Origin of the sequence: Microbacterium oleivorans (assembly GCF_001644225.1) — a bacterium.
Classification (GTDB): Bacteria; Actinomycetota; Actinomycetes; order Actinomycetales; family Microbacteriaceae; genus Microbacterium; species Microbacterium gawkjiense.
In genome coordinates this window covers 157088-182748 of sequence record NZ_LSTV01000001.1, presented here as the reverse complement: position 1 = coordinate 182748, position 25661 = coordinate 157088, and the positions used below count along the sequence as shown (strand labels likewise).

The 25661-nt window shown below is 71.4% G+C and carries 24 protein-coding genes; 13 read left to right on the top strand and 11 right to left on the bottom strand.

The window, feature by feature from the left end; translation table 11 throughout:
* Positions 1 to 19: 19 nt before the first annotated feature.
* The 4 genes from purE to AYL44_RS00830 all read right to left on the bottom strand — a co-directional run bounded on the left by purE (position 20) and on the right by AYL44_RS00830 (position 3156).
* Entirely contained in the window at positions 20 to 487 is a 468-nt protein-coding gene (purE, locus tag AYL44_RS00845) for a 5-(carboxyamino)imidazole ribonucleotide mutase (RefSeq protein WP_064002406.1), read from the bottom strand.
* 97 nt (positions 488 to 584) lie between these two features.
* Positions 585 to 1712, bottom strand: a complete 1128-nt coding sequence (locus AYL44_RS00840) for a 5-(carboxyamino)imidazole ribonucleotide synthase (protein ID WP_064001382.1) — start codon at positions 1710 to 1712, stop codon at positions 585 to 587.
* A gap of 55 nt (positions 1713 to 1767) precedes the next feature.
* The gene (locus tag AYL44_RS00835; RefSeq protein WP_064001381.1) at positions 1768 to 2322 is read right to left on the bottom strand and encodes a PH domain-containing protein; all 555 of its coding nucleotides are present in this window, start codon (positions 2320 to 2322) and stop codon (positions 1768 to 1770) included.
* A gap of 51 nt (positions 2323 to 2373) precedes the next feature.
* Positions 2374 to 3156 carry a biotin--[acetyl-CoA-carboxylase] ligase gene (locus AYL44_RS00830; protein WP_064001380.1) on the bottom strand — a complete coding sequence of 261 codons (783 nt, stop codon included), beginning with the start codon at positions 3154 to 3156 and terminating at the stop codon, positions 2374 to 2376.
* Between the two features lie 138 nt (positions 3157 to 3294).
* Here AYL44_RS00830 and AYL44_RS00825 point away from each other — a divergent pair, with 138 nt between their 5' ends.
* Positions 3295 to 4884, top strand: coding sequence for an acyl-CoA carboxylase subunit beta (locus tag AYL44_RS00825; RefSeq protein ID WP_374209393.1), 1590 nt, complete (start codon positions 3295 to 3297; stop codon positions 4882 to 4884).
* Positions 4881 to 5111, top strand: coding sequence for an acyl-CoA carboxylase subunit epsilon (locus AYL44_RS00820; protein ID WP_064001378.1), 231 nt, complete (start codon positions 4881 to 4883; stop codon positions 5109 to 5111). Before AYL44_RS00825 ends, AYL44_RS00820 begins: the two co-directional genes overlap by 4 nt.
* Before the next feature lie 217 nt (positions 5112 to 5328).
* Here the strand turns inward: AYL44_RS00820 and AYL44_RS00815 are convergent, their stop codons facing one another.
* The 4 genes from AYL44_RS00815 to AYL44_RS00800 are packed head-to-tail and all read right to left on the bottom strand — an operon-like array spanning position 5329 to position 9568.
* On the bottom strand, positions 5329 to 6414 hold the full coding sequence (locus AYL44_RS00815; RefSeq protein WP_064001377.1) for a hypothetical protein: 1086 nt from the start codon (positions 6412 to 6414) through the stop codon (positions 5329 to 5331).
* Positions 6411 to 7625, bottom strand: coding sequence for a sensor histidine kinase (locus AYL44_RS00810; RefSeq protein ID WP_064001376.1), 1215 nt, complete (start codon positions 7623 to 7625; stop codon positions 6411 to 6413). The genes AYL44_RS00815 and AYL44_RS00810 overlap by 4 nt, the downstream gene beginning before the upstream one ends.
* On the bottom strand, positions 7615 to 8271 hold the full coding sequence (locus tag AYL44_RS00805) for a response regulator transcription factor (protein WP_064001375.1): 657 nt from the start codon (positions 8269 to 8271) through the stop codon (positions 7615 to 7617). The genes AYL44_RS00810 and AYL44_RS00805 overlap by 11 nt, the downstream gene beginning before the upstream one ends.
* Before the next feature lie 16 nt (positions 8272 to 8287).
* Positions 8288 to 9568, bottom strand: a complete 1281-nt coding sequence (locus AYL44_RS00800; RefSeq protein ID WP_064001374.1) for a class I SAM-dependent RNA methyltransferase — start codon at positions 9566 to 9568, stop codon at positions 8288 to 8290.
* A 71-nt stretch (positions 9569 to 9639) separates the two neighbouring features.
* Here AYL44_RS00800 and AYL44_RS00795 point away from each other — a divergent pair, with 71 nt between their 5' ends.
* The 3 genes from AYL44_RS00795 (at position 9640) to AYL44_RS00785 (ending at position 12679) form a co-directional block, all read left to right on the top strand.
* The gene (locus tag AYL44_RS00795) at positions 9640 to 10305 is read left to right on the top strand and encodes a Maf family protein (protein ID WP_064001373.1); all 666 of its coding nucleotides are present in this window, start codon (positions 9640 to 9642) and stop codon (positions 10303 to 10305) included.
* An 81-nt stretch (positions 10306 to 10386) separates the two neighbouring features.
* Positions 10387 to 12168, top strand: coding sequence for an acetyl/propionyl/methylcrotonyl-CoA carboxylase subunit alpha (locus AYL44_RS00790; protein ID WP_064001372.1), 1782 nt, complete (start codon positions 10387 to 10389; stop codon positions 12166 to 12168).
* A 37-nt stretch (positions 12169 to 12205) separates the two neighbouring features.
* A complete protein-coding gene (locus AYL44_RS00785) occupies positions 12206 to 12679 on the top strand; it encodes a hypothetical protein (protein ID WP_157532552.1) in 474 nt (157 codons plus the stop codon).
* Positions 12680 to 12694: 15 nt separating this feature from the next.
* On the opposite strand, the gene AYL44_RS00780 is transcribed toward AYL44_RS00785, so the two are convergent.
* The gene (locus tag AYL44_RS00780; RefSeq protein WP_064001370.1) at positions 12695 to 14563 is read right to left on the bottom strand and encodes an FG-GAP-like repeat-containing protein; all 1869 of its coding nucleotides are present in this window, start codon (positions 14561 to 14563) and stop codon (positions 12695 to 12697) included.
* Here AYL44_RS00780 and AYL44_RS14625 point away from each other — a divergent pair.
* Complete coding sequence (locus AYL44_RS14625; protein WP_197471555.1) at positions 14553 to 14972, top strand: hypothetical protein; 420 nt, start codon at positions 14553 to 14555, stop codon at positions 14970 to 14972. The genes AYL44_RS00780 and AYL44_RS14625 overlap by 11 nt on opposite strands.
* 84 nt (positions 14973 to 15056) lie before the next feature.
* Here the strand turns inward: AYL44_RS14625 and AYL44_RS00770 are convergent, their stop codons facing one another.
* Positions 15057 to 16517 carry an NAD(P)H-quinone dehydrogenase gene (locus tag AYL44_RS00770; RefSeq protein ID WP_082886049.1) on the bottom strand — a complete coding sequence of 487 codons (1461 nt, stop codon included), beginning with the start codon at positions 16515 to 16517 and terminating at the stop codon, positions 15057 to 15059.
* 84 nt (positions 16518 to 16601) lie between these two features.
* On the opposite strand from AYL44_RS00770, the gene AYL44_RS00765 reads away from it, so the two are divergent.
* Genes AYL44_RS00765 through AYL44_RS00755 form a run of 3 tightly spaced genes read left to right on the top strand, consistent with a single transcriptional unit; the run spans position 16602 to position 19668 of the window.
* Positions 16602 to 17432 (top strand): purine-nucleoside phosphorylase, encoded by an 831-nt coding sequence (locus AYL44_RS00765; RefSeq protein WP_064001368.1) that lies wholly within the window; start codon positions 16602 to 16604, stop codon positions 17430 to 17432.
* On the top strand, positions 17429 to 19093 hold the full coding sequence (locus AYL44_RS00760) for a phospho-sugar mutase (protein ID WP_064001367.1): 1665 nt from the start codon (positions 17429 to 17431) through the stop codon (positions 19091 to 19093). Before AYL44_RS00765 ends, AYL44_RS00760 begins: the two co-directional genes overlap by 4 nt.
* A gap of 5 nt (positions 19094 to 19098) precedes the next feature.
* Positions 19099 to 19668, top strand: coding sequence for a GNAT family N-acetyltransferase (locus tag AYL44_RS00755; RefSeq protein ID WP_064002404.1), 570 nt, complete (start codon positions 19099 to 19101; stop codon positions 19666 to 19668).
* Here the strand turns inward: AYL44_RS00755 and AYL44_RS00750 are convergent, their stop codons facing one another.
* Positions 19669 to 21561, bottom strand: a complete 1893-nt coding sequence (locus AYL44_RS00750; protein WP_064001366.1) for a BglG family transcription antiterminator — start codon at positions 21559 to 21561, stop codon at positions 19669 to 19671.
* A 141-nt stretch (positions 21562 to 21702) separates the two neighbouring features.
* Here AYL44_RS00750 and AYL44_RS00745 point away from each other — a divergent pair, with 141 nt between their 5' ends.
* Genes AYL44_RS00745 through AYL44_RS00730 form a run of 4 tightly spaced genes read left to right on the top strand, consistent with a single transcriptional unit; the run spans position 21703 to position 25594 of the window.
* Positions 21703 to 22032 (top strand): PTS sugar transporter subunit IIB, encoded by a 330-nt coding sequence (locus tag AYL44_RS00745; RefSeq protein ID WP_064001365.1) that lies wholly within the window; start codon positions 21703 to 21705, stop codon positions 22030 to 22032.
* Complete coding sequence (locus AYL44_RS00740; protein ID WP_064001364.1) at positions 22029 to 22304, top strand: HPr family phosphocarrier protein; 276 nt, start codon at positions 22029 to 22031, stop codon at positions 22302 to 22304. Before AYL44_RS00745 ends, AYL44_RS00740 begins: the two co-directional genes overlap by 4 nt.
* Positions 22305 to 22311: 7 nt before the next feature.
* Entirely contained in the window at positions 22312 to 23979 is a 1668-nt protein-coding gene (ptsP, locus tag AYL44_RS00735; protein WP_082886048.1) for a phosphoenolpyruvate--protein phosphotransferase, read from the top strand.
* A gap of 28 nt (positions 23980 to 24007) precedes the next feature.
* The gene (locus tag AYL44_RS00730; protein WP_064001362.1) at positions 24008 to 25594 is read left to right on the top strand and encodes a PTS mannitol transporter subunit IICB; all 1587 of its coding nucleotides are present in this window, start codon (positions 24008 to 24010) and stop codon (positions 25592 to 25594) included.
* Positions 25595 to 25661 lie beyond the last annotated feature (67 nt).

Below are 25661 nucleotides of genomic sequence, written 5' to 3'. Positions count from 1 at the left end.
TCCCCCACCGGGCGGCGGCTCACAGGGAGTCCTTCAGGCGGCGGTTCTTCTCCTCGACCTGCACTTCGAGGTCGGCGGCGTAGTCGGCGACGCGGTCGGCGACCTCGGGATCGGCCGAGCCGAGCAGGCGCACGGCGAGCAGGCCCGCGTTCTTCGCCCCGTTGATCGACACCGTCGCGACGGGGATGCCGGCGGGCATCTGCACGATGCTGAGGAGGGAGTCGAGGCCGTCGAGGGTGGACAGCTGCACCGGGACGCCAATGACCGGGAGCGTCGTGACCGAGGCGAGCATGCCCGGCAGGTGCGCCGCGCCGCCGGCACCGGCGATGATCGCGCGCAGGCCGCGCCCACGCGCCTCGCGGCCGTAGCGCAGCAGCTTGTCGGGCGTGCGGTGGGCGGACACCACCTCGACCTCGTGAGGGATGCCGAAGTCGGTCAGCGCCTGCGACGCGTCGGACATCACACGCCAGTCCGAATCGGATCCCATCACGACGCCGATGAGCGGAGCGGTCGATGAGTGCAGGGGGCTGTTCACCCGATCAAGGCTAGGCGCGCGAGCCTGGAGAACTCCGGAACGGCACGGGTCAATCGAGGAAGAACGCCGCCGCCGCGCGGGCTTCGTAGACGACCGTGTCGAGGTCGTCCCCGGCCACGTTGACGTGCCCGACCTTGCGCCCGGGGCGCGGGTCCTTCCCGTACGTGTGGACCTTCGCCGAGGGGTGCGCGGCGAGCGCGTCGGGGAGCCGCTCACCGAGGGTTCCCTCGGCCGGGCCGCCGAGGATGTTGACCATCACGGCGTGCGGTGCGCGCATCGCGGTGTCGCCCAGCGGCAGGTCGAGGACGGCTCGCAGGTGCTGCTCGAACTGGCTCGTGATCGAGCCGTCCTGGGTCCAGTGCCCGCTGTTGTGCGGACGCATGGCGAGCTCGTTCACGAGGAGCCGCTCGTCGCCGGTCTGGAACAGTTCGACGGCGAGCATGCCCGTCACCCCCAGGCCCGTGGCGATCGCCTCGCCGATCTCGGCGGCGACGTCCGCGAGGCGGCCGGCGGAGTGCGGTGCCGGCGCGATCGCCTCGGCGCACACGCCGCCCTGCTGCACCGTCTCGACGACCGGGTAGACCAGGAGTTCGCCCGAGGGACGGCGGGCGACCTGCTGGGCGAGCTCGCGGGTGAAGGGGACGAGTTCCTCGGCGAGCAGTGCCGCTCCGTCCGCCAGGCCGTCGAGCCAGTCGGCGGCCTCGGCGGCGGAGGAGACGACGCGCACACCCTTGCCGTCGTATCCGCCGCGCGGCGTCTTCACGACGGCGCGGCCGCCGTGGTCGGCGATGAAGGCGTCGAGGGCCGCGGCATCCGTCACGGCAGCCCAGTCGGGCTGCGGCAGCCCGAGCTCGGCGAGCTTCGTGCGCATGTCGATCTTGTCCTGCGCGTAGGCGAGCGCGTCGGGACCGGGGTGCACGGCGACACCGGCGTCCACGAGGCCGCGCAGCACGTCCTGCGGGACGTGCTCGTGGTCGAAGGTGAGGACGTCGACGCCCTTCGCGAATGCGAGGACGGTGTCGAGGTCGCGGTAGTCGCCGACCGCGGTCGCCGCGAGACCGGCGGACATCCCGGGCTCCTCCGCGAGGACCCGGACGCCGAGTCCCAGTTCCACAGCGGGCGCGATCATCATCCGCGCGAGCTGACCGCCTCCGACGATTCCGACCTGCAGTGCCATGCGTCTCCTCCCGACCCCGACATTCTCGCCCATCCGGGCGGGCGCCCGCAGACGCTCAGTCGTCCGTCGCGATGACCGGGACGCTGTGCGAGTCGCGGTGGGCGAGGATCTGGCTGACTTCGACCTGGTCCGACAGCGTCTCGTGCACGAGACGGACCGAGGGGACATCGACGAGCCGCACCGGTTCGTCGACCCCGTTGGCGAGGATCAGGGTGCCGCTCCCCCACAGCCGCTGCACCGGACCCCGCCGTTCGGAGATGGTGTAGCCGCGGGCGTGCGGGATGTCGACGCGGCGACGCTGGACGAGACCCGTCCGCTCGATGACGCGCCGCGTGGTCACGGTGTAGGTGTGCGACAACCACCGCAGATAGGGCACGGCTGCGAGCAGCAGCACCACGAGCCCGGCGGCGGCCCACAGCATCCAGTCCTCCCACGGCGACGGGAGGTTGCCGCTGACGTAGCCCGTCGCCCCCGCCACGGCGATGAGCACGATCGCAGGCCACAGCAGTCGGCGTCCGTGCCGGCGGAAGCGCGCGATCACGAGCTCGGGTGCGGCGGCACCCGGAGCGGGCGTCCGCGGACGACCCGGATACGCGGTCGGCTGGCTCACGGGACCATCATGGCGCGACGACGGATGCCGGGTGCGCCGACGCGCCCACCGTCACCGGACGTGCACGACGTCACCGGCGGACACGACGTGCGCGACGCCCGCGGCGTCGACCACCAGCCGCCCCTCATCGTCGATGCCGGTCGCCCTGCCGATGAGGGAGGAACCGTCGGGCAAAGAGACGGAGACGTCGCTGCCGACAGTCGTGCACGCGTCGCGGACCGCCTTCGCCGCAAGGCCCGCGGCGGTGCCGCCCACGGCCAGATCGGCGATCCCGTCGCGGAGTCTCGTGAGGTAGTCCGCGAGCAGCTGATCCTCGTCGGCGGTGCGGCCGAGCGCCGCGAACGAGGTGGCGGTCGGCACCGGCAGTTGCGCGGCGGTCATCCGGGTGTTGACGCCCGCTCCCACCACGACGGCGTGCGGATCGCCGGGCATGACCTCGGCGAGGATGCCGCAGATCTTGAGGCCCCCGTCGAGGACATCGTTCGGCCACTTCAGTCCGACCTCGCGGTCCTCCAGCTGCGCCCGGACGGCCGCGGTCATCGCCGCGCCCGCGATGAGGGGGATCCACCCCCGCTGCGCGACAGGGACCGCCTCGACCCGCAGCAGGACCGACACCGCGAGCGCGGAATCCGGCGGCGTGACCCACGTGCGGTCGAGGCGACCGCGGCCGGCCGTCTGGTCGCGGGTCACGACAGCGGAGAGGTGCGGATGGCCCTCGGGGTCGTCGAAGGCGTCCTTCAGGAGCTTCTTGTTGGTCGAGTCGACGCTCGGGGCGACGTGGAGGCGGGGGCTGACCGCGGCGGCGCGGGGATAACCGTTCTCGGGGATCGACATGCCGCCACCCTAGACGCGGCCGCGTAGGGCGCCGGGCGGCTTGACAGCCGACATCCTGAGGGATGCCACAGCGGATCCGCTCGGCGATTGTCGCCGGTATCCAACGCCGCCCGGACCGCGCTCGCTAGGGTGGAACGCGTGACCGATCAGCCCGACCTCTTCACGACCGCCGGCAAGATCGCCGACCTCCGTGCCCGCTACGAAGAAGCCGTCGTCTCCGCCGAGGAGACCGCCCGCGCCAAGCAGGGCGCGAAGGGGAAGCTCACCGCCCGCCAGCGGATCGAACTGCTCGTCGACCCGGGCTCCTTCGTCGAACTCGACGAGTACGTCCGGCACCGGACGACCGCCTTCGGCATGGACCGCTCCCGCCCGTACGGCGATTCGGTCGTCACGGGGACCGGCACGATCCACGGCCGCACGGTCGCGGTGTACTCGCAGGACTTCACGACCTTCGGCGGATCGCTCGGCGAGGTGGCCGGCGAGAAGATCATCAAGGTCATGGAGTTGGCGCTGCGCAGCGGCATCCCGATCATCGGCATCCTCGACTCCGGCGGCGCGCGCATCCAGGAGGGTGTGGTCGCGCTCGGCAAGTACGGCGAGATCTTCCGCCTGAACACGGCGGCCTCGGGCGTCATCCCGCAGATCTCGCTCATCATGGGACCCGCCGCCGGCGGCGCGGTCTACTCCCCCGCCCTCACCGACTTCGTGATCATGGTCGACAAGACGAGCCAGATGTTCGTCACCGGCCCCGATGTCATCAAGACCGTCACCGGCGAAGACGTCGGCATGGAGGAGCTCGGCGGCGCGCACACCCACAACACCCGCTCGGGTGTCGCGCACTACCTCGCCGAGGACGAGGACGACGCGATCGACTACGCGCGCACCCTCATCAGCTTCCTGCCCGACAACAACATGTCGGATGCCCCGGGCTACGAGTCCGGCTTCGAGTTCGAGACGACCGACTCCGATCGCGTCCTCAACACGGTCATCCCGGACTCCCCCAACCAGCCCTACGACATCCACGAGGTCATCTCGCACATCGTCGACGCGGGCGACTTCCTCGAGGTGCAGCCGCTGTTCGCGCCGAACATCGTCATCGGCTTCGGTCGCATCGAGGGGCGGACGGTCGGCATCATCGCGAACCAGCCGTCGCAGATGGCGGGGACGCTCAACATCGACGCGGGCGAGAAGGCAAGCCGGTTCGTGCGGTTCTGCGACGCGTTCTCGATCCCGATCCTCACCCTCGTCGACGTCCCCGGCTACCTCCCCGGCACCGACCAGGAGTGGACCGGCGTCATCCGTCGCGGCGCGAAGCTGCTCTACGCCTACGCCGAGGCGACCGTCCCGCTCGTCACCGTCATCCTCCGCAAGGCTTACGGCGGCGCGTACATCGTGATGGGCTCCAAGCAGCTCGGCGCCGACATCAACCTCGCGTGGCCGACCGCCGAGATCGCCGTCATGGGCGGTCAGGGTGCGGTCAACATCCTGTACCGCGGCGAGATCAAACGCGCCGAGGAGGCCGGCGAGGACGTCGCCGCCGTGCGGACCCGCCTCGCCAACGAGTACACGTACAACGTCGCCTCCCCCTTCCTCGCCGCCGAGCGCGGTGAGCTCGACGGGATCATCGAGCCGGCGCAGACCCGCGTCGCCGTCGCGAAGGCGCTGCGCGCCCTCCGCGGCAAGCGGGCGAGCCAGCCGGCCAAGAAGCACGGGAACATCCCGCTGTGAGCGAGTCGGACGACGCCCGCCCGGATGCGGCGCACCTCCACGTGCGGCGCGGTTCGGCGACTCCCGAGGAGATCGCCGCGGTGATCGCCGTCGTCAGCGAGTCGCTCGCGCAGGAGGCGAGCACCGCGGTCGCGGACGAGCCGACCGTGTCGGCGTGGCGGATCTCGGCCCGCGGCGTCGGGAACGATCTGCGTCGCGACGTGCCGTGGGGCCGGTGGGCGGGCTGACGCCCGATTTGTCCCCCAAAGTACCTACAGACACGCTTTTCGCGATCAGAGAGACTAATAGCGCTGGAACGCTTCTGCGTTCTGTCGATCCGTATCCCTCAGAGCGCGGATCGGCATGTGCGGGTCGGTTTTCGGGTAACCACTCGCATGGCGAGGGGCGGGCGGCTTCGCCGCCCCTCGCCTCTTCTTTTCGGCGCGTCCTCCCGGCGCGGTGCCGTCAGGACGTCGGGCGATCAACCACCGGGCGCGGATGCGCGATCTCGTGCCAGAGGTCGACGACCTCGTCGCCGTCCGGGTCGTCGCGTCGGCGGGACCGGCCCACGACCGTGACCGCGACGCGAGGGTGCGGCGACGTGCGGATGTAGATCCGCTCCGACGAGGCGCCGCGGAGGGCGTCGGCGAGCTCGGCTCGGATGCGGTCGAGCGCGGCCGGGCCGGCGGCATCCAATCCCCCCTCATCGAGGACGGTGACGGTGCTGCCGCGCAGCCGCGCCTCCTGCAGCCGCGCACGCACGGCCTCGTCGAGCAGGCGCGGCCCGCGCAGCTCGTCACGCAGGGATCCCTCCGCCAGCCGCGCCCGCTCGCGCTCGTCAGGCTCGAGGTCGCCGTCGGACTCGATCGTGCGGATGAGGATGGGGCCGGCGACGGCGAGTGCCTGCTGCACGCGGACGCGACGCTCTCGGCGACGGCCCTCCTGGCTCGCGAGCCACTCGAAGGAGCGGCGCTGGATGCCGGTGAGTTCCGCCGTGTCGACGGCCGCCCGGTCGACCAGACGCGTCAGGAGCTGCGCGGCGACGACCCAGACGGCGGCGCCGACGAGTCCGAGGGCGAGGGAATCGAAGATGCCGATCCAGAACGACGACGACACCCCGAGCAGGACCACACCGATCCACGCCACGAGCGGTCGGCGCCGGACGACGACGATCGTCAGGAGCGCCCCGATGCCGCCGAGGCTCCACGTGGCGAAGGTCGCGCGACGGAGGTCCTCGCCGACCGCCGCCCAGGTCGCGAACGGCACGGCGACCGCTGTGCCGAGGACCAGCAGGCACAGCCACAGCGGCAGCGAGGCACCGCGCGGAAGGCCGTCCGCGTCCGCCGCGACCGGAGCCGTCGCCGTCGGAGCCGACCGCGGCGTGAAGCCCCAGAACACGCAGAGCCAGGTGGTGACGAGGTACAGCGACAGGGCGGCGATGAACAGCGCCGGCTGCGCCACAGGCGCGGTCCACACGAGTCCGCCGACGGCAAGGTAGGCGGTGAAGACGACCGCGACGATCGAGAGTCCCGTCTGGACGCGCACGTTCATCGCGGGTACTCCCAGCGCAGTTCGGCCACGGTGCCCCGGCGCGAGCTGCGCACGAGCGCCTGCCCGCCCACCGCCGCGGTGCGGGCGACGATCGAGCCGCTGATGCCCAGGCGGTCCTCGGGGACGGCTTGGACGTCGAAGCCCATGCCCGCGTCGACGACCCGGACGATGACCCGACGGTCGTCGGCGCTCACGTCGACGTGCAGTCCGACCGCGTCGGCGTGTTCGACGGCGTTGACGATCGCCTGATCGGCAGCGAGGACGAGGGCGCGTGCGACCCGTCCCGGAAGCCGCGCAGCCCGCGGATCGACGGTGACGCGCAGGTCGAGGTCGAGATCGTGTTCCGCGGCCGCCCGGCGCAACCCGTCGACGATGAACGCCGGGTCGACCGGCTCGTCCGGGCCCTCCTCGGCTTCCCGGTCGGCGTTGGCGAGGCGGGTGAGCGCGTCACGTGCCATGCCCACGGCGAGATCGCGCTCGCGCGGCGTCGAGGCGCGCTCGGCAGCGATGAGCGCGGCGAGCACGCTGTCGTGCATGAGGGCGGCGACCGAGATCCGCTCCTGCTCCACCGCGTCGGCGGCGGCCGCCGCCGCGTACGAACGGACCGCCTCCTCGCGGGTGCGATCGAGGCGCTCGGCGAGCAGGCGCAGCATCCACCCGATCATGATCATGACGACGGCGAGGATGATCGCGTAGACCACCTGACGCGAGACGAGGATGACGCTCGCGCCGTCGACCCCGATCTGGATCAGTCGGACGACCCCGTAGAGGACCGGGACGAGGCCGCACCACACGTACTGCAACCACAGCGGGAAGACGAGGGCGGTCGCCACCGTCGCGACGTTGAGGAGGTACCAGATCCAGGGCCCCTCCGCCGCGCCGCCCTCCCGACCCGCGGTCGCGAGCGGCCAGACGACGAGGACGAGCGGGAACACGATCGCGAAGACGGCGGCGGGTGCCCGGTAGAAGCGTCCGGCGACGCCAGCGGCGATCATGAGCGCCAGCGGGCCGAAGGTGACGACGCTGAGCACGAGGTTCCACGTCGGCGTCTCCTGCGTGGAACCGATCGCGTGGAACACGGACTGGAAGCCCAGGATGGCGCATCCCACCGAGACGACGAGCGCGAGGATCCGCTCCACCCTCTCGCGGGAGAAGAAGGTCGAGTCGGGCGGGATCGTCAGCGTTCCCGCCGGTGCGACCTCAGCTGGCACCGGGTTCCTCCGCGACCAGGCCGTCCTCCATCGCGCGCCGCAGCAGATCCACCTTGGTGGGGGCGGGCCGACCGACCTCCACGTACTTCACGCGGACGCGGGTGATGTTCTCCTTCGCCGTCGAGTAGGCCACCCCGAGTCGCTCGGCGACCGTCTTGAGGGGCAGACCGGCGGCGTACAGACGCAGCACGTCGCGCTCGCGCGAGGAGAGCTGCGCGTCGGCGAAGGCCCGGTCGCCGTCGACGGCGGACGCCCACTCCACGTTGTCGAGCGCATGACCGCGGGCGACCGTGTCGATCGCCGCGATGACGTCGTCGATGCGCGACGCCTTGCTCACCACGCCCGCAGCCCCCGCGACCAGGGCCTCACGGACGGCGGCCGGGCGATCGGCCACGCTGTGGATGATGACCGGCGAGCCGTCGTGGACGAGGCGGGTCACGTTCTCGGTCACGGTGGCCCCGTCCCCGAGCATGAGGTCGAGGACGACGACGTCCGCGGGGTTCTCCTGCGTGAGCGTCCGCCAATCGAGGTAGGCGGCCACGCTCTCCCCCGAGAAGACGACGCGCAGGTGGTCCGTGCGGCTGCACGCGGCCTCGAGGCCGAGACGCACGGATTCGTGGTCGTCGATCAAGGCGACGCGGATCATGCGCTCACCCTAGCCGTCACCGCGTCAACACGGCGATCGCCTCGACGTGGTGCGAGTGCGGGAAGAGGTCGAAGGCCCGCACCGCGGGCGTCGTGTATCCGTGCGCGGCGAAGGTGCCGAGGTCGCGGGCGAGGGCGACGGGGTCGCACGCGACGTAGACGATGCGCGCCGGTGAGAGGTCGACGAGCTGCTCGACGACGTCGCGTCCGGCGCCGGCGCGGGGCGGGTCGAGGACCACGGTGCCGAGCGCGAGCCGGGCGCGCTGCGCGGGGGTGGCCGTCTGGACGAGGTTTCCGAGCCACCGGTCGACCCGGCCGGTCTCCGCACGGGCTCCGATCCACGCGGCGAGGTTCTCCCCCGCGTGCTCGGTCGCGCGGGCGTCGGACTCCACCGAGGTGATCCGGGTGGCGGGACCGCCGACACCGGCGACGGATGCGGCGAGCAGCCCGACCCCGCCGTAGAGATCGAGGTGCCATCCGTCGGGGTCGACGGCATCCGCGACGGCGTCGGCGACCGCGTCGTGCAGGGTGCCGGCGGCGAGGCGGTGGACCTGCCAGAAGCCGCCCGCATCGACGCGGAACTCCCGGTCGCCGACGGTCTCGACCACGACCTCCCGGGCCGCGGGGTCGACCGGCGCCGGGCGCCGGGAACGGCCGGGCTCGGCACGCGGGATGACGCGCACGCGTCCGTCGGCGGGCTGCACGAGGTCGAGGCGGCCGGCGGAGCCGCCGCGCCGACGGCTCGCCGCGCGGGCGATGCCCGCGGTCGCGAGGGGCAGGTCGTCGACGGGGATGACGCGGTGGCTGCGGGCCGCGAACGGGCCGATGCGTCCCTCGTCGTCGACGTGCAGGCTGACCCGGGTGCGCCATCCTGTGCCGTCGGCGGATTCCTCGACGAGACGGTCGCCGCGCATCTGCGGGAGGGGCGGCTCGATCGTGACGGGAGCGGTGGACCCGGCGAAGCGGGACAGCGCGTCGCGGAGGACGTCGGCCTTCAGTTCGCGCTGATGGGCGAGGGCGATATGACCGAAGTCCGCGCCGCCGGGCCGGGCGTCGGGAGGTGTGCTCACGTCGGCGGGCGCCCACACGTGCGGACGGCGGTGGGGCGAGGCATCCAACACCTCCACGGTGTCGCCCCGCCAGAATGACGCCTTGCGCGTGTCGGTGAGGGCGACGCGCACCCGCTCGCCGGGGATCGCATCCGAGACGAACACGACCCGGTTCTCGTGCCGGGCGACGAACACACCGCCGTGCGCGACGGCGGTGATCTCGAGGTCGAGGACGTCTCCCGGTTGCATGGTTCGATGCTGTCACACTGGGTCGCCGCGGACCGTCATCGACTCCCGCTCGCGCGGCTAGCGTGGTCGGTATGCGCGTGTGCCTCGCCTCCACCTCCCCCGCCCGTCTGATGCTGCTGCGCCAGGTCGGCATCGAGCCGACCACCCGCTCACCGCAGGTCGACGAGGAGGCCGTGATCGCGGCGGTCGAGGCGGCGCAGGCCCGCACCCTGCCGCCGGAGGAACACGTGCTCCTCCTCGCCCGACGCAAGGCGGCCGACGTCGCGGCGACCGTCGCCATGGAAGGTTTCGAGGGCCTCGTCGTCGGCGGTGACTCGATGTTCGAGCTCGACGGCGAGATCCTCGGCAAGCCCTACACGCCCGAGGCGGCGCGCGCCCGGTGGCAGTCCATGCGGGGCCGCACCGGCGTGCTCCACTCGGGGCACAGCGTGTTCCTCGTCCGCCCGGGCGCTGACCCCGTTGAGGCCCATGCGGTGGCCGCCGCGTCCGTGACCTTCGCGGCGGATGTGACGGATGCCGAGATCGACGCGTACGTGGCGACCGGTGAACCTCTGCTCGTGGCCGGCGCCTTCACCGTCGACAGCCTCGGCGGCGCGTTCATCGAGCGGGTCGAGGGCGACCCGTCGACGGTGGTCGGGATGTCGTTGTCGACCCTGCGCCGACTCGTCCGTGAGCTCGGGGTCGAGTGGACGACGCTGTGGAACTCCGCAGGCGGCGGTGACGCGGCATCCGCTTAGTGGGATCCGCGACACGAAACCCCGATGATCTTGTGCGAGTGATCCAAAGGAGCGGCCTCACTCGTGGGTAGGCTCGAAGCCATGCCTGAGAGCGTGACCACCGGAATCTCGAAAGTGCTGATCGCCAACCGAGGCGAGATCGCGGTGCGCATCATCCGCGCCGCACGCGACTCGGGGAAGTCGTCGGTGGCGGTCTACGCCGACCAGGACCGCGATGCGATGCACGCGCGGCTGGCTGATGAGGCGTACGGCCTCGGCGGCTCTACGAGCGCCGACACCTACCTCTCCATCGAGAAGATCCTCTCGGTCGCGCGCCGCTCGGGCGCCGACGCCGTCCACCCGGGCTACGGCTTCCTCGCCGAGAACGCCGACTTCGCCCGCGCGGTGATCGGCGCGGGGCTCGTCTGGATCGGCCCCTCCCCCGAGGCCATCGAGGCGCTCGGAGACAAGGTCACCGCCCGCCACGTCGCCGAGAAGGTCGGCGCACCGCTCGCCCCGGGCACGCCGGGGCCGGTCGAGGGCGCCGACGAGGTCGTCGCCTTCGCGCGCGAGTTCGGCCTGCCCATCGCGATCAAGGCCGCGTACGGCGGCGGCGGACGCGGCCTCAAGGTCGCGCGCGAGTTCGACGAGGTCGCGGAGCTCTTCGAATCGGCGACCCGCGAGGCGATCGCGGCGTTCGGCCGCGGCGAGTGCTTCGTCGAGAAGTACCTCGACAAGCCGCGCCACGTCGAAACGCAGTGCCTCGCGGATGCCGCGGGCAACGTCGTCGTGGTCTCGACCCGCGACTGCTCGCTGCAGCGCCGGCACCAGAAGCTCGTTGAAGAGGCTCCCGCGCCGTTCCTCACCGCCGAGCAGAACGAGACCTTGTACTCCGCGTCGAAGGCCATCCTCAAGGAGGTCGGCTACATCGGGGCCGGCACGTGCGAGTTCCTCATCGGCGCCGACGGGACGATCTCGTTCCTCGAGGTGAACACCCGTCTGCAGGTCGAGCACCCGGTCTCGGAGGAGGTCACCGGCATCGACCTCGTCCGCGAGCAGTTCCGCATCGCCGAGGGCGGCACGCTCGACTACGCCGACCCCGAGCCGGTCGGCCACTCGTTCGAGTTCCGCATCAACGGCGAGGACCCGGGCCGCGGCTTCCTGCCCGCCCCCGGCGACATCCACGTGTTCAAGACCTTCGGCGGACCGGGCGTGCGCCTGGACTCCGGTGTCACCGCCGGCGACAGCGTCTCGGGCGCCTTCGACTCGCTCCTGGGCAAGCTCATCGTCACGGGACGCACGCGCGAAGAGGCCCTCGAGCGGTCGCGCCGCGCCCTCGACGAGTTCGAGGTGGCCGGGATGCCGACGGTGCTGCCCTTCCACCGGAAGGTCGTCCGCGACCCCGCCTTCACGGCCGAGGACGGCGTGTTCGGCGTCTTCACCCGCTGGATCGAGACCGAGTTCCACAACGACATCCCCGCGTGGGACGGCGAGGCGGGTCCCGCCGCCGAACCCGAGGGCCGCCACACCGTCGTCGTGGAGGTGTCGGGCAAGCGCCTCGAGGTGAGCCTGCCGGACCGCCTGACCCACGCACCCGCCGCCGTCGGACGCCCCGTCGCCGTGCCCCCGTCGCGTCGTTCGCACGCCGCGGGCACCGTCTCGGGCGCGAGCGGCGACGCCGTCGCGTCGCCCATGCAGGCCACGGTCGTCAAGATCGCCGTCGAGGAGGGGCAGCAGGTCGTCAAGGGCGACCTCGTCGTCGTCCTCGAGGCGATGAAGATGGAGCAGCCCATCCAGGCGCACAAGGACGGCGTGGTCGGCGCGATCAACGCGCAGCCCGGCACGACCGTGTCGGCGGGGCATCAGCTGCTCACGATCTCCTGACTCCACGGGGTGTCGCCGCGCCACCTATGGTGTGGGGATGGAGACGACACGTCCGATCGCCGCCGCGGTAGCTATTCCCCTGCTTCTGCTGGGGGGCTGCGCCCAAGACCCGGGTGTCGACCTTTCTGCAGCGAGGCAGTGGGCCGACGAGGTGAGCGCTGCCGCGTCGGATGGTCCCGGGTTCGCGGGAGCCGCCGCGAGTGAAGTCGGCACGGAGGAGTCGGAGTCCGGGGTGATGCTGCTGGAACTCCAACCAGGGACCGTGCTCACCCGCGTCGATGCCCGCTGCTATGGAGGAGACGTCGAAACGATCTCCACGGTGGTGACGATCACCCTGGATACCGAAGACGGCGTCGATGACACCATCGAGCGAGAGATTCCCTGTGACGAGGAGGCGCACGCTGTCGACCTGCGGCCGACAGCCGCCGACAGCCTCATGATCGAGGGGGTCGCCAGCGCTCCGACCTACCTGCACGCAACGGCGATCATCGAGCTGCGCGTGGAGCAATGACCTCAGGCCGTCCGGCTAGAGACCGATAGCCCTCGGATTCGAGCCGACACGCCACCCGCCTGCCGACGCGTCCCAGCCGAACGACCCTGTCCAGTGCGTCGCCGCTCCGAATCGCGAGCCGGTACTCAGTGCGACATGCACGCCGTCACGGGCGAATCCGACGATGTCGGCACGCCCGTCGCCGTTCGCGTCGACGGCGACTCTCGGCATCCACCCCTGCGTCCACTCGCGGGAGCCGAAATCATCGGTCCAGGCCGTGGACGGGCCGAAGGAGGATCCGCGGTTCAACGCGACGAATGTTCTCGACGTCCCGAAAGCGACGACGTCCGGACGCCCGTCGCCGTCGACGTCGGCGAAGGTCCGGGAATGCACTCTCCCACGCCACGAGCCCGCCGACGCAGAGCTGCCGTACGAACCGGACCACCGCGTGGTCGCCGCGAAGCCGGATCCGGTCCCCCGAGCGACCTGGACGCCGTTGGCGCCGAACCCCACGATGTCCGCCCGCCCGTCGCCGTCGATGTCGAAGACGTATCTCGGATGGTTCACGACGGTCCAGCCCTGCGACACCGCGAAATCCGAGACCCACGGTTGCATCGGTGCGAAGCCGCTGCCGGTGTTGCGGGCGACGTAGACGCCGCGAGCGCCGAAGCCGACGAGGTCGCCACGACCATCGCCCGTGACGTCCGCGACGAAGCGCGGGTGCGCGGACGCCCGCCATCCGCCCGACCCACCGTCCGAGCCCATTTGTCGCGACCACAGCTGCGCCGACGCGAAGGCTGAGCCGGTATTCCGAGCGACGTACACCCCCGCACCACCGAAGCCGATGACGTCCGGACGGCCGTCGCCGGTCACGTCGGCGACGACCCGCTGATGCACACCGACGCGCCATCCCTTGTCCGACCCGAAGTCCGAGCTCCACTTGCGGGCCGTGGCGAACGAGCTGCCTCCACTGCCCGCCGAAACCGAGACTCCGGAGGCACCGAAGCCCAGGACATCAGGGCGACCGTCACCGGTGACGTCGAGCACCATGCGCGGATGCGAACTGCGTTGCCAGCCCTTCGAGGTGCCGAAGTTCGAAAGGGCGAGACGATTGGAGCCGAACGTGCGGCCGTTGTTGAAAGCGGTGTAGACGCCGGCGCCGCCGAATCCGACGATGTCGGGCAGGCCGTTGCTGTTGAGGTCGGTATCCCACGTCGTGGCTTCGCTGTAGTCGTCGATCCCGTCGCCGTCGGTGTCGGGCAGGGCCGACCCGCCGGTCGGGCCGACCCGGCTGGACGCCGTCAAGCAGCAGGTCACCCGGCGCGCCGTCAGCACGACGTCACCCTGGAGGTTCCGCCAGACGCCGTTGTAGGCACCGCTCGAGTCACGCAGCGTGTAGTTGTCGAATTGGATGCCGCTGACCGAGACGTACTTGCGCTTGCCGCTCGGCACGTCCAGCGCGGCATTGAGGATGGACAGGTGCACGTGCGCACTGTCGCCCGGTGTGCCGCCGCACGGCAGCGTCTGACCGGCGGTGCCGATCGTCGTCCCGGCCTCCACCCACTGGCCGACGAGCGAGGACTTGGCATTGGTCAGGTGGTAGTACTCCGACATCCAGCCGCCGCCGTGGTCGACGCCCAGGAACCACCCGGTGCTGCATCGGACCCGGTAGACCGTTCCAGCCGCGACGGTGCGCACCGCACGGTCCTTGGACGACAGCGGCGAGAAGTCGATCGCGCCGCGGTTGATGCCGTCGCTGTCGGAGTGGGATCCGCTCGCGCCCCACCGGATCCCGGGGGCGAAGGGCAGGCGGAACACGGGCTGCGGTCCGTACTGCGGAACCGTGAGACGCAGGGGTGCGACGGGGATCGACGAGTCCGGCGGCAGTTCACGCGTGAGCGGCAAAGTGGGGCCGTCGTTCTCGTGGTCCTCTTCCGGGGTCGCCTCGGGTGACGGTGATGGTGATGTCCCGGGGGTCGATTCCGGGCTCGCCGACGCGGTGGGGTCTGGCGTGGGATCGGCGGACAGATCCGGTGTCGGTGTCGGCGGATCCGGTGTCGGTGTCGGCGGATCGGGTGTCGGTGTCGGTGTCGGCGGATCCGGTGTCGGCGCCGGGGACTCGTCCGGTGCGGGGGGCTGGCTCGGGTCGGCGCCGGATACGCCAACCTGCGACGAGGTCGTCGCCGACGGCTCGAACAGCGTGCCCGCCGACATCGGCACAGAAGCCAGAACGACCGATCCTGCGACGGCGATGGTCAAGATGGTTCTGGCTGGTGCGCGCATAGATCTCTCCGGGTTTCCCCAGATCAGCTAGCCCTCCCCAGGACCCTCCCACTCTACGCGCCCGTCGGCTCTCGCCAGGGGGCTTGACGCCGGCGCGGCGTCCCGGATACCCGGGTCAGCTGTAGGTGTCTTCGTCCCGGGCGACCTGGTGCATCGCGCGGGTCGCGTCGGTGATGCTGCCCGCGAGCGACGGGAACACCGCGAACACGCGGGAGAGCTGGTCGACCGTGAGGCGCCGCTCGACGGCGATGGCGATCGGGTAGATCAGCTCGGAGGCGCGCGGGGCGACGATGACGCCGCCGATGACGGTGCCCGATCCCTCGCGGGCGATGATCTTCACGAACCCGTCCTTGACGCCCATCATCTTCGCGCGCGCGTTGGCGGCCAGCGGGAGCTTGTGGACCGTGCCGTTGACCGCGCCGGACTCGATGTCGCGCTCCTGGCGTCCGACGGTGGCGATCTCGGGCGCCGTGAAGATGTTCGCCGTGACGCGGTGCTTCTCGAGCGGGATGACGGTGTCGCCGAGCGCGTGGAAGACGGCCATGCGTCCCTGCATGGCGGCAACCGAGGCGAGCGGGAGGAACGTCGTGCAGTCGCCCGCGGCGTAGATGTTCGGCACCGACGTGCGCGCGACGCGGTTGACCTGGATGTGACCCGAGCCGGTGAGCTGGACCCCCGCATCCTCCAGTCCGATGCCGGCGGTATTCGGGATGGATCCGACGGCCATGAGGCAGTGGCTGCCCTCGACGGTGCGACCGTCGGACAGCGTCGCGACCACGCCGTCCTTCGTGCGCTCCACCTTCTCGGCGCGGGACTTCGACAGCACCTCCATGCCGCCGCGGGTGAAGACCTTCTCGATGACGGCCGCCGCGTCGGAGTCCTCACCGGGGAGGACCTGGTCGCGGCTCGAGATCAGCGTCACCTTCGACCCGAGGTTCATGTAGGCGCCGGCGAACTCCGCGCCCGTGACGCCGGACCCCACGACGATCAGGTGCTCGGGCAGCGACGACATGTTGTAGAGCTGCGTCCAGGTCAGGATGCGCTCCCCGTCGGGCTTCGCGCTGTCGAGCTCGCGCGGCGAGGCGCCCACCGAGACCACGAGCGTGTCGGCCTCGATCCGGTCGAAGTCGGTGCCGCCGGGGCCGGTCGAGACGACGACGGCGTGCGTCCCGTCGAGGCGGCCGTGGCCGGAGATGATGCGGACCCCGGCATCCACCAGCTGCGCGCGCTGGTCGTCGGACTGCTGACGCGCCAGGGACAGGAGCCGCTTGTTGACCGCCCCGAGGTTGATGGCGATCTCGGGCTTGAGCGGCTTGCCGCTGTCGCCCCGGGCGAACAGCTGCACCCCGAGATCGGAGGCGCCGCGGATGGCGACGGCGGCGTCGGCGGTGGCGATGAGGGTCTTGGAGGGGACGACGTCCGTGATGACCGCGGATCCCCCGATGCCTGCGCGCTCGACGAGCGTCACCTCGGCGCCCAGCTGGGCCGCTGCGAGAGCCGCCTCGTATCCGCCGGGGCCGCCGCCGATGATCGCGACGCTCTGGGTGGTCTCGAAGCTCACAGACATGCGCACCATTCTTCCAGCCCGCGGGGTCCCCGTGCGCCGCGACGAGATGCGCGCCGTGTGGCCGAGCCGTCCCCGGGTTCCTAGAGTGGGAGCATGCACGAGGACACCCACCCGCTCGACGACCCCACGGCCGACCCGTTCGAGGTCGCACGGACCGCCGCCGACGACATCGCCCGCCTCACCGGCGTCGACCACCACGACGTCGCCCTGACGCTCGGGAGCGGCTGGGGCAAGGCCGCCGAGCTGATCGGCGAGACCACAGCGACCCTGGCCGCGACCGAGGTCACCGGGTTCAGCAAGCCCGCCCTCGAAGGGCACGTCGGATCGATCCGCAGCATCCTCACCCCGGACGGCAAGCGCGTTCTCGTGATCGGCGCGCGCACGCACTACTACGAGGGGCACGGCGTGCGTCGCGTCGTGCACAGTGTGCGCACGGCCGCCGCGACCGGCGCGAAGACGATGGTCCTCACCAACGGCGCGGGCGGCATCAAGACGTCGTGGACGCCGGGGCAGCCCGTGCTCATCAGCGACCACATCAACCTGACGGCCGACTCCCCCCTCGAGGGCGCGACCTTCATCGACCTCACCGACCTCTACTCGCGGCGCTTGCGCGACCTCGCCCGCACCGTCGACCCGTCGCTCGACGAAGGCGTGTACTGCCAGTTCCGCGGACCGCACTACGAGACGCCCGCCGAGGTGCAGATGGCGAAGACGATCGGCGGGCACATCGTCGGCATGTCGACGGCCCTCGAGGCGATCGCCGCACGCCAGGCGGGCATGGAGATCCTGGGCTTCTCGCTCATCACGAACCTCGCCGCCGGCATCCAGACCACCCCGCTGAGCCACCAGGAGGTCATCGAGGCGGGCCGCGAGGCCGAGCCGGTCATCTCCGACCTGCTCGCCCGCGTGATCGGCGTCCTGTGAGCGAGGGCATCCTCGACGTCGCCCGCGGGTGGCTCGCGCAGGACCCCGACCCGCAGACGAGCGACGAGCTGCGGGCGCTGATCGAGCGAGCCGAGGCCGCTGACGCGGCGGCGCTCGACGACCTGCACGACCGGTTCGACACGCGGCTGGCCTTCGGGACTGCGGGGCTGCGCGGGGCCCTGGGCGCCGGGTCGAACCGCATGAACCGCGTCCTGGTCGGACAGGCGGCCGCCGGGTTCGCCGCGTACCTGCACGAGCGCGCGGGCGACGAGACCCCGTCGGTCGTGATCGGCTACGACGGGCGCCGGAACTCGGACGTCTTCGCCCGGGACAGCGCCGAGATCTTCGCGGGCGCGGGGCTGCGCGCGATCCTCCTCCCCCGCCTCCTGCCGACCCCCGTGCTCGCCTTCGCCGTCCGCCACCTCGGTGTGTCCGCGGGAGTGATGGTCACGGCGTCGCACAACCCGCCCGACGACAACGGGTACAAGGTGTACCTCGGTGGCGAGGACGACGGCGCTCAGATCGTCTCGCCGGCGGATGCCGAGATCGCGGCGCACATCGACGAGGTCGCCGCCCGGGCGGACCTCGGCGCGATCCCCCGCTCCGCGGACTACGAGACCGCCGGCGAGGACGTCGTGGACGCCTACGTGCGCGCGACCGCGCTCGTCGCCCCCGCCCCTGCCGGTGCGGCCGGTCTGAACTGGGTCTACACCGCGATGCACGGCGTGGGCCACGAGACCCTCTCGCGCATCCTCGCGATCGCGGGGTACCCCGCGCCGACGGTGGTCGCCGATCAGATCGAGCCCGACGGGCGGTTCCCGACGGTCGCCTTCCCCAACCCGGAAGAGCCCGGCGCGATGGACCTCTCGTTCGAGGCGGCCCGCGCCGCCGGCGCGGAGCTGATCCTCGCCAACGATCCCGACGCCGACCGGCTCGCCGTCGCGATCCCGGATGCCGCAGCCCCCGGCGGCTGGCGTCGGCTCACCGGCAACGAGGTCGGGCTGCTCCTCGGCTGGCGCGCCGCGCGCACCGCGACCGCGGGCACCCTCGCGTGCTCGATCGTCTCGTCGCCCGGCCTGCAGGCGATCGCCGAGCACTACGGCCTCGACTTCGCCGCCACGCTGACCGGCTTCAAATGGATCTCGCGTGCCCCCGGGCTCGTCTACGGGTTCGAAGAGGCGCTCGGCTACCTCGTGAACCCCGACACCGTGCGCGACAAGGACGGCATCTCGGCCGCCGTCGCCGTGCTGGGCCTCGTCGCCGAGGCACGCGAGGAGGGCCGGACGCTCGGCGACCTGCTCGACGAGTCGGCCGCGACCTTCGGGCACTTCGCGAGCGGGCAGGTGTCCCTCCGCGTCGACGACGTGTCGGTGATCGGCCGCATCATGTGCGCGCTGCGCGCGGCGCCCCCGGCATCCGTCGGTACGGTCGCCGTCGAGCGCATCGAGGACCTGCTCACCGCTCCCGAGGGCTCGCCGCGCGGCGACGTGCTGCGGGTGTGGCTGACCGACGGATCGCGCGTCATCGTGCGCCCGAGCGGGACCGAACCGAAGCTCAAGGCCTACCTCGACGTCCGCGGCGACTCGGCGGAGGATGCGGCGGCCCGGCTGGCGGCGGTGGACGCCGGCGTCCGGGAGATCCTCGCCGCGGCGCAGGCGTGACGGCGATTCCGCTCACGGAGCCGGTCGTCCTGAGCCGGGGTCGTGTGCAGCTGGTCCCGCTCGACGCCGCGCACGCCGACGACCTCGCGGCGGCCCGCGAGGGCCTCGAGTACGCGTGGTACACCGCCATCCCGGCATCCGTCCCCGACGAGATCAGCTGGCGGCGTGCCGAGCACGCAGCCGGGCGGATGAACCCGTTCGCGGTCCTCGTCGACGGCACCCCGAGCGGGATGACGACCTTCTGCGGCATCGACCAGGTCAACCGCCGGGTCGAGATCGGCTACACGTGGCTGTCGCCGAGCGTGCAGCGGACCGAGGTCAACACGACCGCGAAGCTGCTGCTGCTGGGGCACGCGTTCGAGGCGTGCGAGGCGATCGCGGTGGAGTTCCGCACGTCGTGGCACAACCGGCAGTCGCAGGCCGCGATCGAACGGCTCGGCGCGCGCCGAGACGGCGTCCTGCGCAACCACCGCATCGGCCCCGGCGGCACGCTGCGCGACACCGTCGTGTACTCGATCCTCCCCCACGAGTGGCCCGGGGTGAAGATGGGGCTCGAGGCGCGCCTGGCCCGCTGATCAGCCGTCGACGACGGCGACGAGCTCGTCGAGGAACGCGGCGAACGTCGTACCGCGGCGCAGGATCCGCTGCACGCTGTCGCGTTCGCTGAACACCTCGACGAGCTGCTCGAACACCGTCTGGAAGGCTTCGCGGTCGGACTCGGAGAACGCGACCATCGTCACGACCTGCACCCGTCCGTCGCCCCAACGGATCGACGGGTCGGCCAGGCCCACGGCGATCGCGGTGCGGGTCGCGGTCATCCCGATGGCGTGCGGGACGGCGAGCGCATCGGTGAAAGCCGTCGAGGAGATGCGCTCCCGCTCGAGCGTGCGGGTGACGTAGTCCTCGGTGATGACGCCCTGGGCCGCCAGTAGTCCGCCGAGCCCGCGGATCACGGTCTCCTCGTCCGCATCGGCGGGCAGGCGGGGCACGAAGGCCTCGGCGGAGAAGTACCGCTCGAGCTCCGCGCGCAGGCCCGCCAGGCGTCGCGCGCGGCGGGCGCGGGCCGCCGCGCCCTGGACTCGCTCGACGTCGGGTTCGGTGAGGAAGGGCTGCACCCGGACGATGCGGTCGGACGGCGCGGGCGGATCGATCGTCGTGAGGACGAGATCCGTGTCGAGCCCCGCCCAGTCGGGGTCGACGCGCGTCTCGACGGCGACGACCTCGATCTCGCGACCGAGCGCGCGGTCGATGCTCGCCCGCAGGAGTTCGTGCATCTCGTAGTACCCCGGGCACACGAGCGTGGCCGTCAGCAGGCGACCCGACTGGCGGGACCGCTCGAGCCGGCCGCCGACGTGCATCGCGATGTAGGCGATCTCGTCCTCGTACAGAGGCGCGCCGACGACGTCGCGCAGCTGCTCGGCGATGAAGACGGCGACCTCGAAGATCATCGGGTAGCTGGACTTGAGCGAACGGGTGAGGGCGTTCCGCGACCAGGCCTGGTCCTGCGCGCGCTGACGCAGATTCTGGACGTGGAGGGCGAGGCGCAGGATGAAGTCGTCGTGATCGATGTCGACGAGGAACTCGGATGCCGCCTGCGCGACGATCCCGCGCACGGCGGTCTCGACGTCCGCATCGAGCCGGCCCCGGATGACGGTGTCGGGTTCGGCCGCGCCCGGCGCCACGACGCGGGTCTGCACGAGCGCGGCGAGGTGGTCGCGGTCACCGTCGCCCAGGCGGACGCCGAGGTGCGCGACGGCGAGGCGATCGAGCAGGTCGGCGATCCGCGCACGCGCGGGCGCGTCGTCGACCGGAGGGCCGTCGAGTCCGCGTCCGCGCCCCACCCGGTCGGCGGCGATCGCGATGTGCATCATGACGTCGCCGATGCCGAACTCGTTGACGAGGTATCCCAGGTCGCCGAGGCCCGCGACCAGGTCGTCCTTGAACGCCCCGAGCGCGGATGTCTCGGCGGTGCTCTCGCCGAGGGCGCGCCGCAGGGCGCGCAGGTCGAAGGCGCCCTGCTCCATCTCGTCGTGCGCCAGTTGGCTGAGCAGGCGCCGCTGGGCCATCTCCGTCCCCACCAACCGCACGCGCTCAGCGGAGCGCTCGAGGGTCAGCTGCGTGCCGCTCAGCAGCGCGCGCACGCGTCCGAGATCGGCTTCGAGGGTGGCGTCGCTCACGTGGAAGCGCTGCGCCGCGGCGTACACGTCGATGCCGTCCGGCGCATCGAGGATGTCGCGAACGAGCCGGTGCAACCGGTCGCGAGGAGTCTCCTCGGATGCCGGCTGCAGCGCCCCCGCCGCTCCGGCACCCGCGCGGTAGCCGGACGGACCTGACTCGACGGCGTCGCCGCCGGGCACCCGCGCGTTGAGGGCGGCCACGTACGAACGGATGCTGCGGGGCGTCACCCCGACGAGGTCGGCGAGCTCGCCGGCGGTACGCCACCCGGCATCCCTCGCCAGGAGCGCCATGACGCGATCCTGCCTCGTCCGACTCACGGGTCCAGTCAACCATCCGCCGGACCACCGGGGTTTCCTCCCCCGCGGAAGAAGGCCTGGTTGTCGCTTCCTGGGAGTCGGATGAGAATTGCGGGGAGACAAGGAGGCGGATCGATGAAGATCCTCGTCGTCTGCGGCGCCGGCGCGTCGAGCACGTTCGTCGCCCAGCGTCTGCGGCAGGCCGCACAGCGCGAAGGCAGGGAACTGCTCGTCCACGCGGGTGTCCCCGGCATGGTCGCCACCGGGACGGATGCCGGCGACGTGGTGCTCGTGGGTCCGCATCTTGCCTCCGCCCTCCCCGACATCGAGCGGGATGCCGCCACCCGACAGGCGCGTGTCGTTCTGCTCCCGGAGGACGTCTTCGACGATCGTGACGGAACCCGCACGCTCGCCCTCGTCACCACCGCGACCGCCGCCGACCGCATCGAAAGGACCCCGCGATGAGCGCACCGGCCAGCCGGACGGTGAGGATCGGTTCCTCCCACGGCCTGCACGCCCGCCCCGCGAAGCTCTTCGCGCAGGCGGCGAAGGATGCCGGCATCCCGGTCACCATCTCGAAGGGGGCCGGCGGCGCGGTCAACGCGGCGAGCATCCTGAGCGTCATCTCGCTCGGCGCGGAGAGCGGCGACTACGTCACGCTCACCGCGGACGGGCCGGGCGCGGAGGACGTCCTCGACACCCTGACCGAACTTCTGACCACCGACCACGACGCCTGAGGGACACATGACTGAGCTTCGAGGAGTAGGAATCGGCCTGGGCGTGAGCCACGGCCCCGTCGCACGGATGGCCGAGCCGCTGCCCGCGCCGAAGGATGAGAAGAGCACGCTCAGCGCCGAGGATGAGAAGGCCCGCGTCGCCGCGGCGATCGAGGCGGTCGCCCGCGAGCTCGAGCTGCGCGGCGCCAGCGCCGGCGGAGCCGCGCAGGAGGTGCTCGAGGCGCAGGCCATGATGGCCGAGGACCCCGCCCTCGAGGACGAGGTCGCCACCCGTCTCGCCGCCGGCGCGACCGGCGAGTTCGCCGTCTTCGACGCGTTCGCCTCGTTCCGTGACTCCCTCGCCGCCATGGGCGGCTACCTCGGCGAGCGCGCCGCGGACCTCGACGACGTCGCGCAGCGGGTCATCGCCCACCTGCGCGGGGTGCCGGCACCGGGCGTGCCCGACCCCGGGCATCCGTTCATCCTGGTCGCCAAAGACCTGGCGCCCGCCGACACCGCACTCCTCGACCTCGAGAAGGTCCTCGCGCTCGTGACGACCGAAGGCGGCCCGACCTCGCACACGGCGATCCTCGCGCGCGAGAAGTCGATCGTCGCCGTCGTCGGCGTGCACAGCGCCTCGGGTCTGACCGAGGGCGAGACCGTCATCGTGGACGCCGCCGCCGGCATCGTCACCACCCAGCCGACGGACGACGAGATCGCGCAGGCCGAGCGCCGCGAGGCCGACCGTGCAGCCGCCGCGGACGCACCGATCACGCCCGGCGCGCTGGCGGACGGCACGGCCGTGCCGCTGCTCGCGAACCTCGGCAAGCCCGCCGACGCCGCCAAGGCCGTCGAGCTGGGCGCAGAGGGTGTCGGGCTCTTCCGCACCGAGTTCCTCTTCCTCAGCTCGTCGCAGGCTCCCACCGTCGAGGAGCAGACGAAGGCGTACACCGAGCTGCTGCAGGCGTTCCCCGGCAAGAAGGTCGTCGTCCGCGCCCTCGATGCCGGCGCCGACAAGCCGCTCGCTTTCCTGAACGACGCGCACGAGGAGAACCCGGCCCTCGGCCTCCGCGGTCTCCGCGCGCTGCGCGCGAGCGAGGACATCCTGCGCGAGCAGCTGACCGCTCTCGCGAACGCGGATGCCGCCACCGACGCCGATCTGTGGGTCATGGCTCCCATGGTCTCGACCGTCGAGGAGACGGAGTACTTCGTCACCCTCGCGAAGGAGTACGGCATCAAGACGGCCGGCGTCATGGTCGAGGTCCCCTCGTCGGCCCTCCTCGCCGACCGGGTGCTCGCCCACGCCGACTTCGCCTCGATCGGCACCAACGACCTCACCCAGTACACGCTCGCGGCCGACCGCCTGCTCGGTTCGGTCGCCTCGTTCCAGGACCCGTGGCATCCCGCCGTCCTGCAGCTGGTGAAGCTCACCGGCGACGGCGGCCGTGCCCACGGCAAGCCGGTCGGCATCTGCGGCGAGGCCGCAGCCGACCCGCTGCTCGCAGTCGTCCTCGTCGGCCTTGGCGCCACCACCCTGTCCATGGCCCCGACGGCGCTCGCGGACGTGCGCGCCACCCTTCTGCACCACAGCCTCGACGACGCGAAGCGCATCGCCGAAGCAGCCCTCGCCGCATCCGATGCGGCATCCGCCCGAGCCGCGGCCCAGGAAGCCGCAGCACAGCACACCGCCGCATGACCCGCGGCACACCAAAGGAGAACCAGCAATGACAACGACGTCTCCGGCACAGCCCCGGGGAGGAGCTCGCGTCGCCGTCCAGCGATTCGGGACCTTCCTCTCCGGCATGATCATGCCGAACATCCCCGCACTCATCGCGTGGGGCATCATCACCGCCTTCTTCATCCCCGTCGGATGGACTCCGAACGCCGACCTGGCGACCATCGTCGACCCGTTCATCCACTACCTGTTGCCGCTGATCATCGCCTACACCGGCGGATACATGATCTACAAGCAGCGTGGTGGTGTGGTGGGCGCCATCGCGACCATGGGTGCGATCGCCGGCTCCGACCTCATCGTCAAGAACTTCAACGATGCGCTCCTCGCAGCCAACCCGGATGCCTCCACCCTCGGCCAGGTCCACATGTTCATCGGCGCGATGATCCTCGGACCGCTGGCCGCATGGACCATGAAGAAGCTCGACGCCCTCTGGGAGGGCAAGGTCCGTGCGGGCTTCGAGATGCTCGTGAACATGTTCTCCGCCGGTATCTGGGGCTTTGTGATGGCGGTCGTCGGGTTCTACCCGATCGCCTGGCTCGTGAACGGCATCATGACCGTGCTCTCGAGCGCGGTCAACTTCCTCGTCGACTCGAACCTGCTGCCGTTGACGAGCATCCTCATCGAGCCTGCGAAGGTGTTCTTCCTCAACAACGCCATCAACCACGGCGTCCTCACGCCGCTGGGCATCGCACAGGCCGACGAGTCGGGGAAGTCGATCCTCTTCCTGCTCGAGGCGAACCCCGGCCCCGGACTCGGACTTCTGCTGGCGTTCACCTTCTTCGGGATCGGTGCGGCGCGCGCGTCCGCCCCGGGCGCCGCCGTCATCCAGTTCTTCGGCGGTATTCACGAGGTCTACTTCCCCTACGCGCTCATGAAGCCGACCCTCATCCTCGCGCTCATCGCGGGTGGCATGACCGGTGTCACCACCAACATGCTGTTCGGAGCCGGCCTGCGTGCACCGGCGGCACCGGGAAGCATCATCGCCGTGCTGCTCCAGACGGCGAACGACAGCTACGTAGGCGTGATTCTCTCGGTGATCCTGTCTGCGACGGTCACCTTCGTCGTCGCTGCGATCATTCTGCGGGCCTCCCGCAAGCGTGATCTCGCCGCCGCCGAACTCGGCACGGACTCCTTCTCCGCGGCGGTTTCTCGGACCGAGGCGAACAAGGGCAAGTCGTCCGAGGCCCTGTCGGGGCTGCGCGGTTCGGCGAACGCACCGGCAGCGACGAACGACGCCGCGGTCGCGGCATCCGCTGCCACCGGCACGGCCGTCGCCGACCGCGAGATCTCGAACATCGTGTTCGCGTGCGACGCCGGCATGGGGTCGTCCGCGATGGGTGCGAGCGTCCTGCGCAACAAGTTCAAGAAGGCGGGCGTCGAGGGCGTCACGGTCACCAACAAGGCGATCGCCAACCTCGACCCGTCCGCCGACCTGGTCATCACCCAGGCGCAGTTGACCGATCGTGCCCGCGGGGTCACCCCCGGCTCCGTGCACGTCTCGGTCGACAACTTCATGAACTCGCCGAAGTACGACGAGGTTGTGGAAATGGTGCGCCGCCAGCGCGGCGACGCCTGATGCGGTCCGCTGCGGGGTCGGAGACAATGGTCCCGGCCCCGCAGCGCTTTTTTCCCACACACAGTCC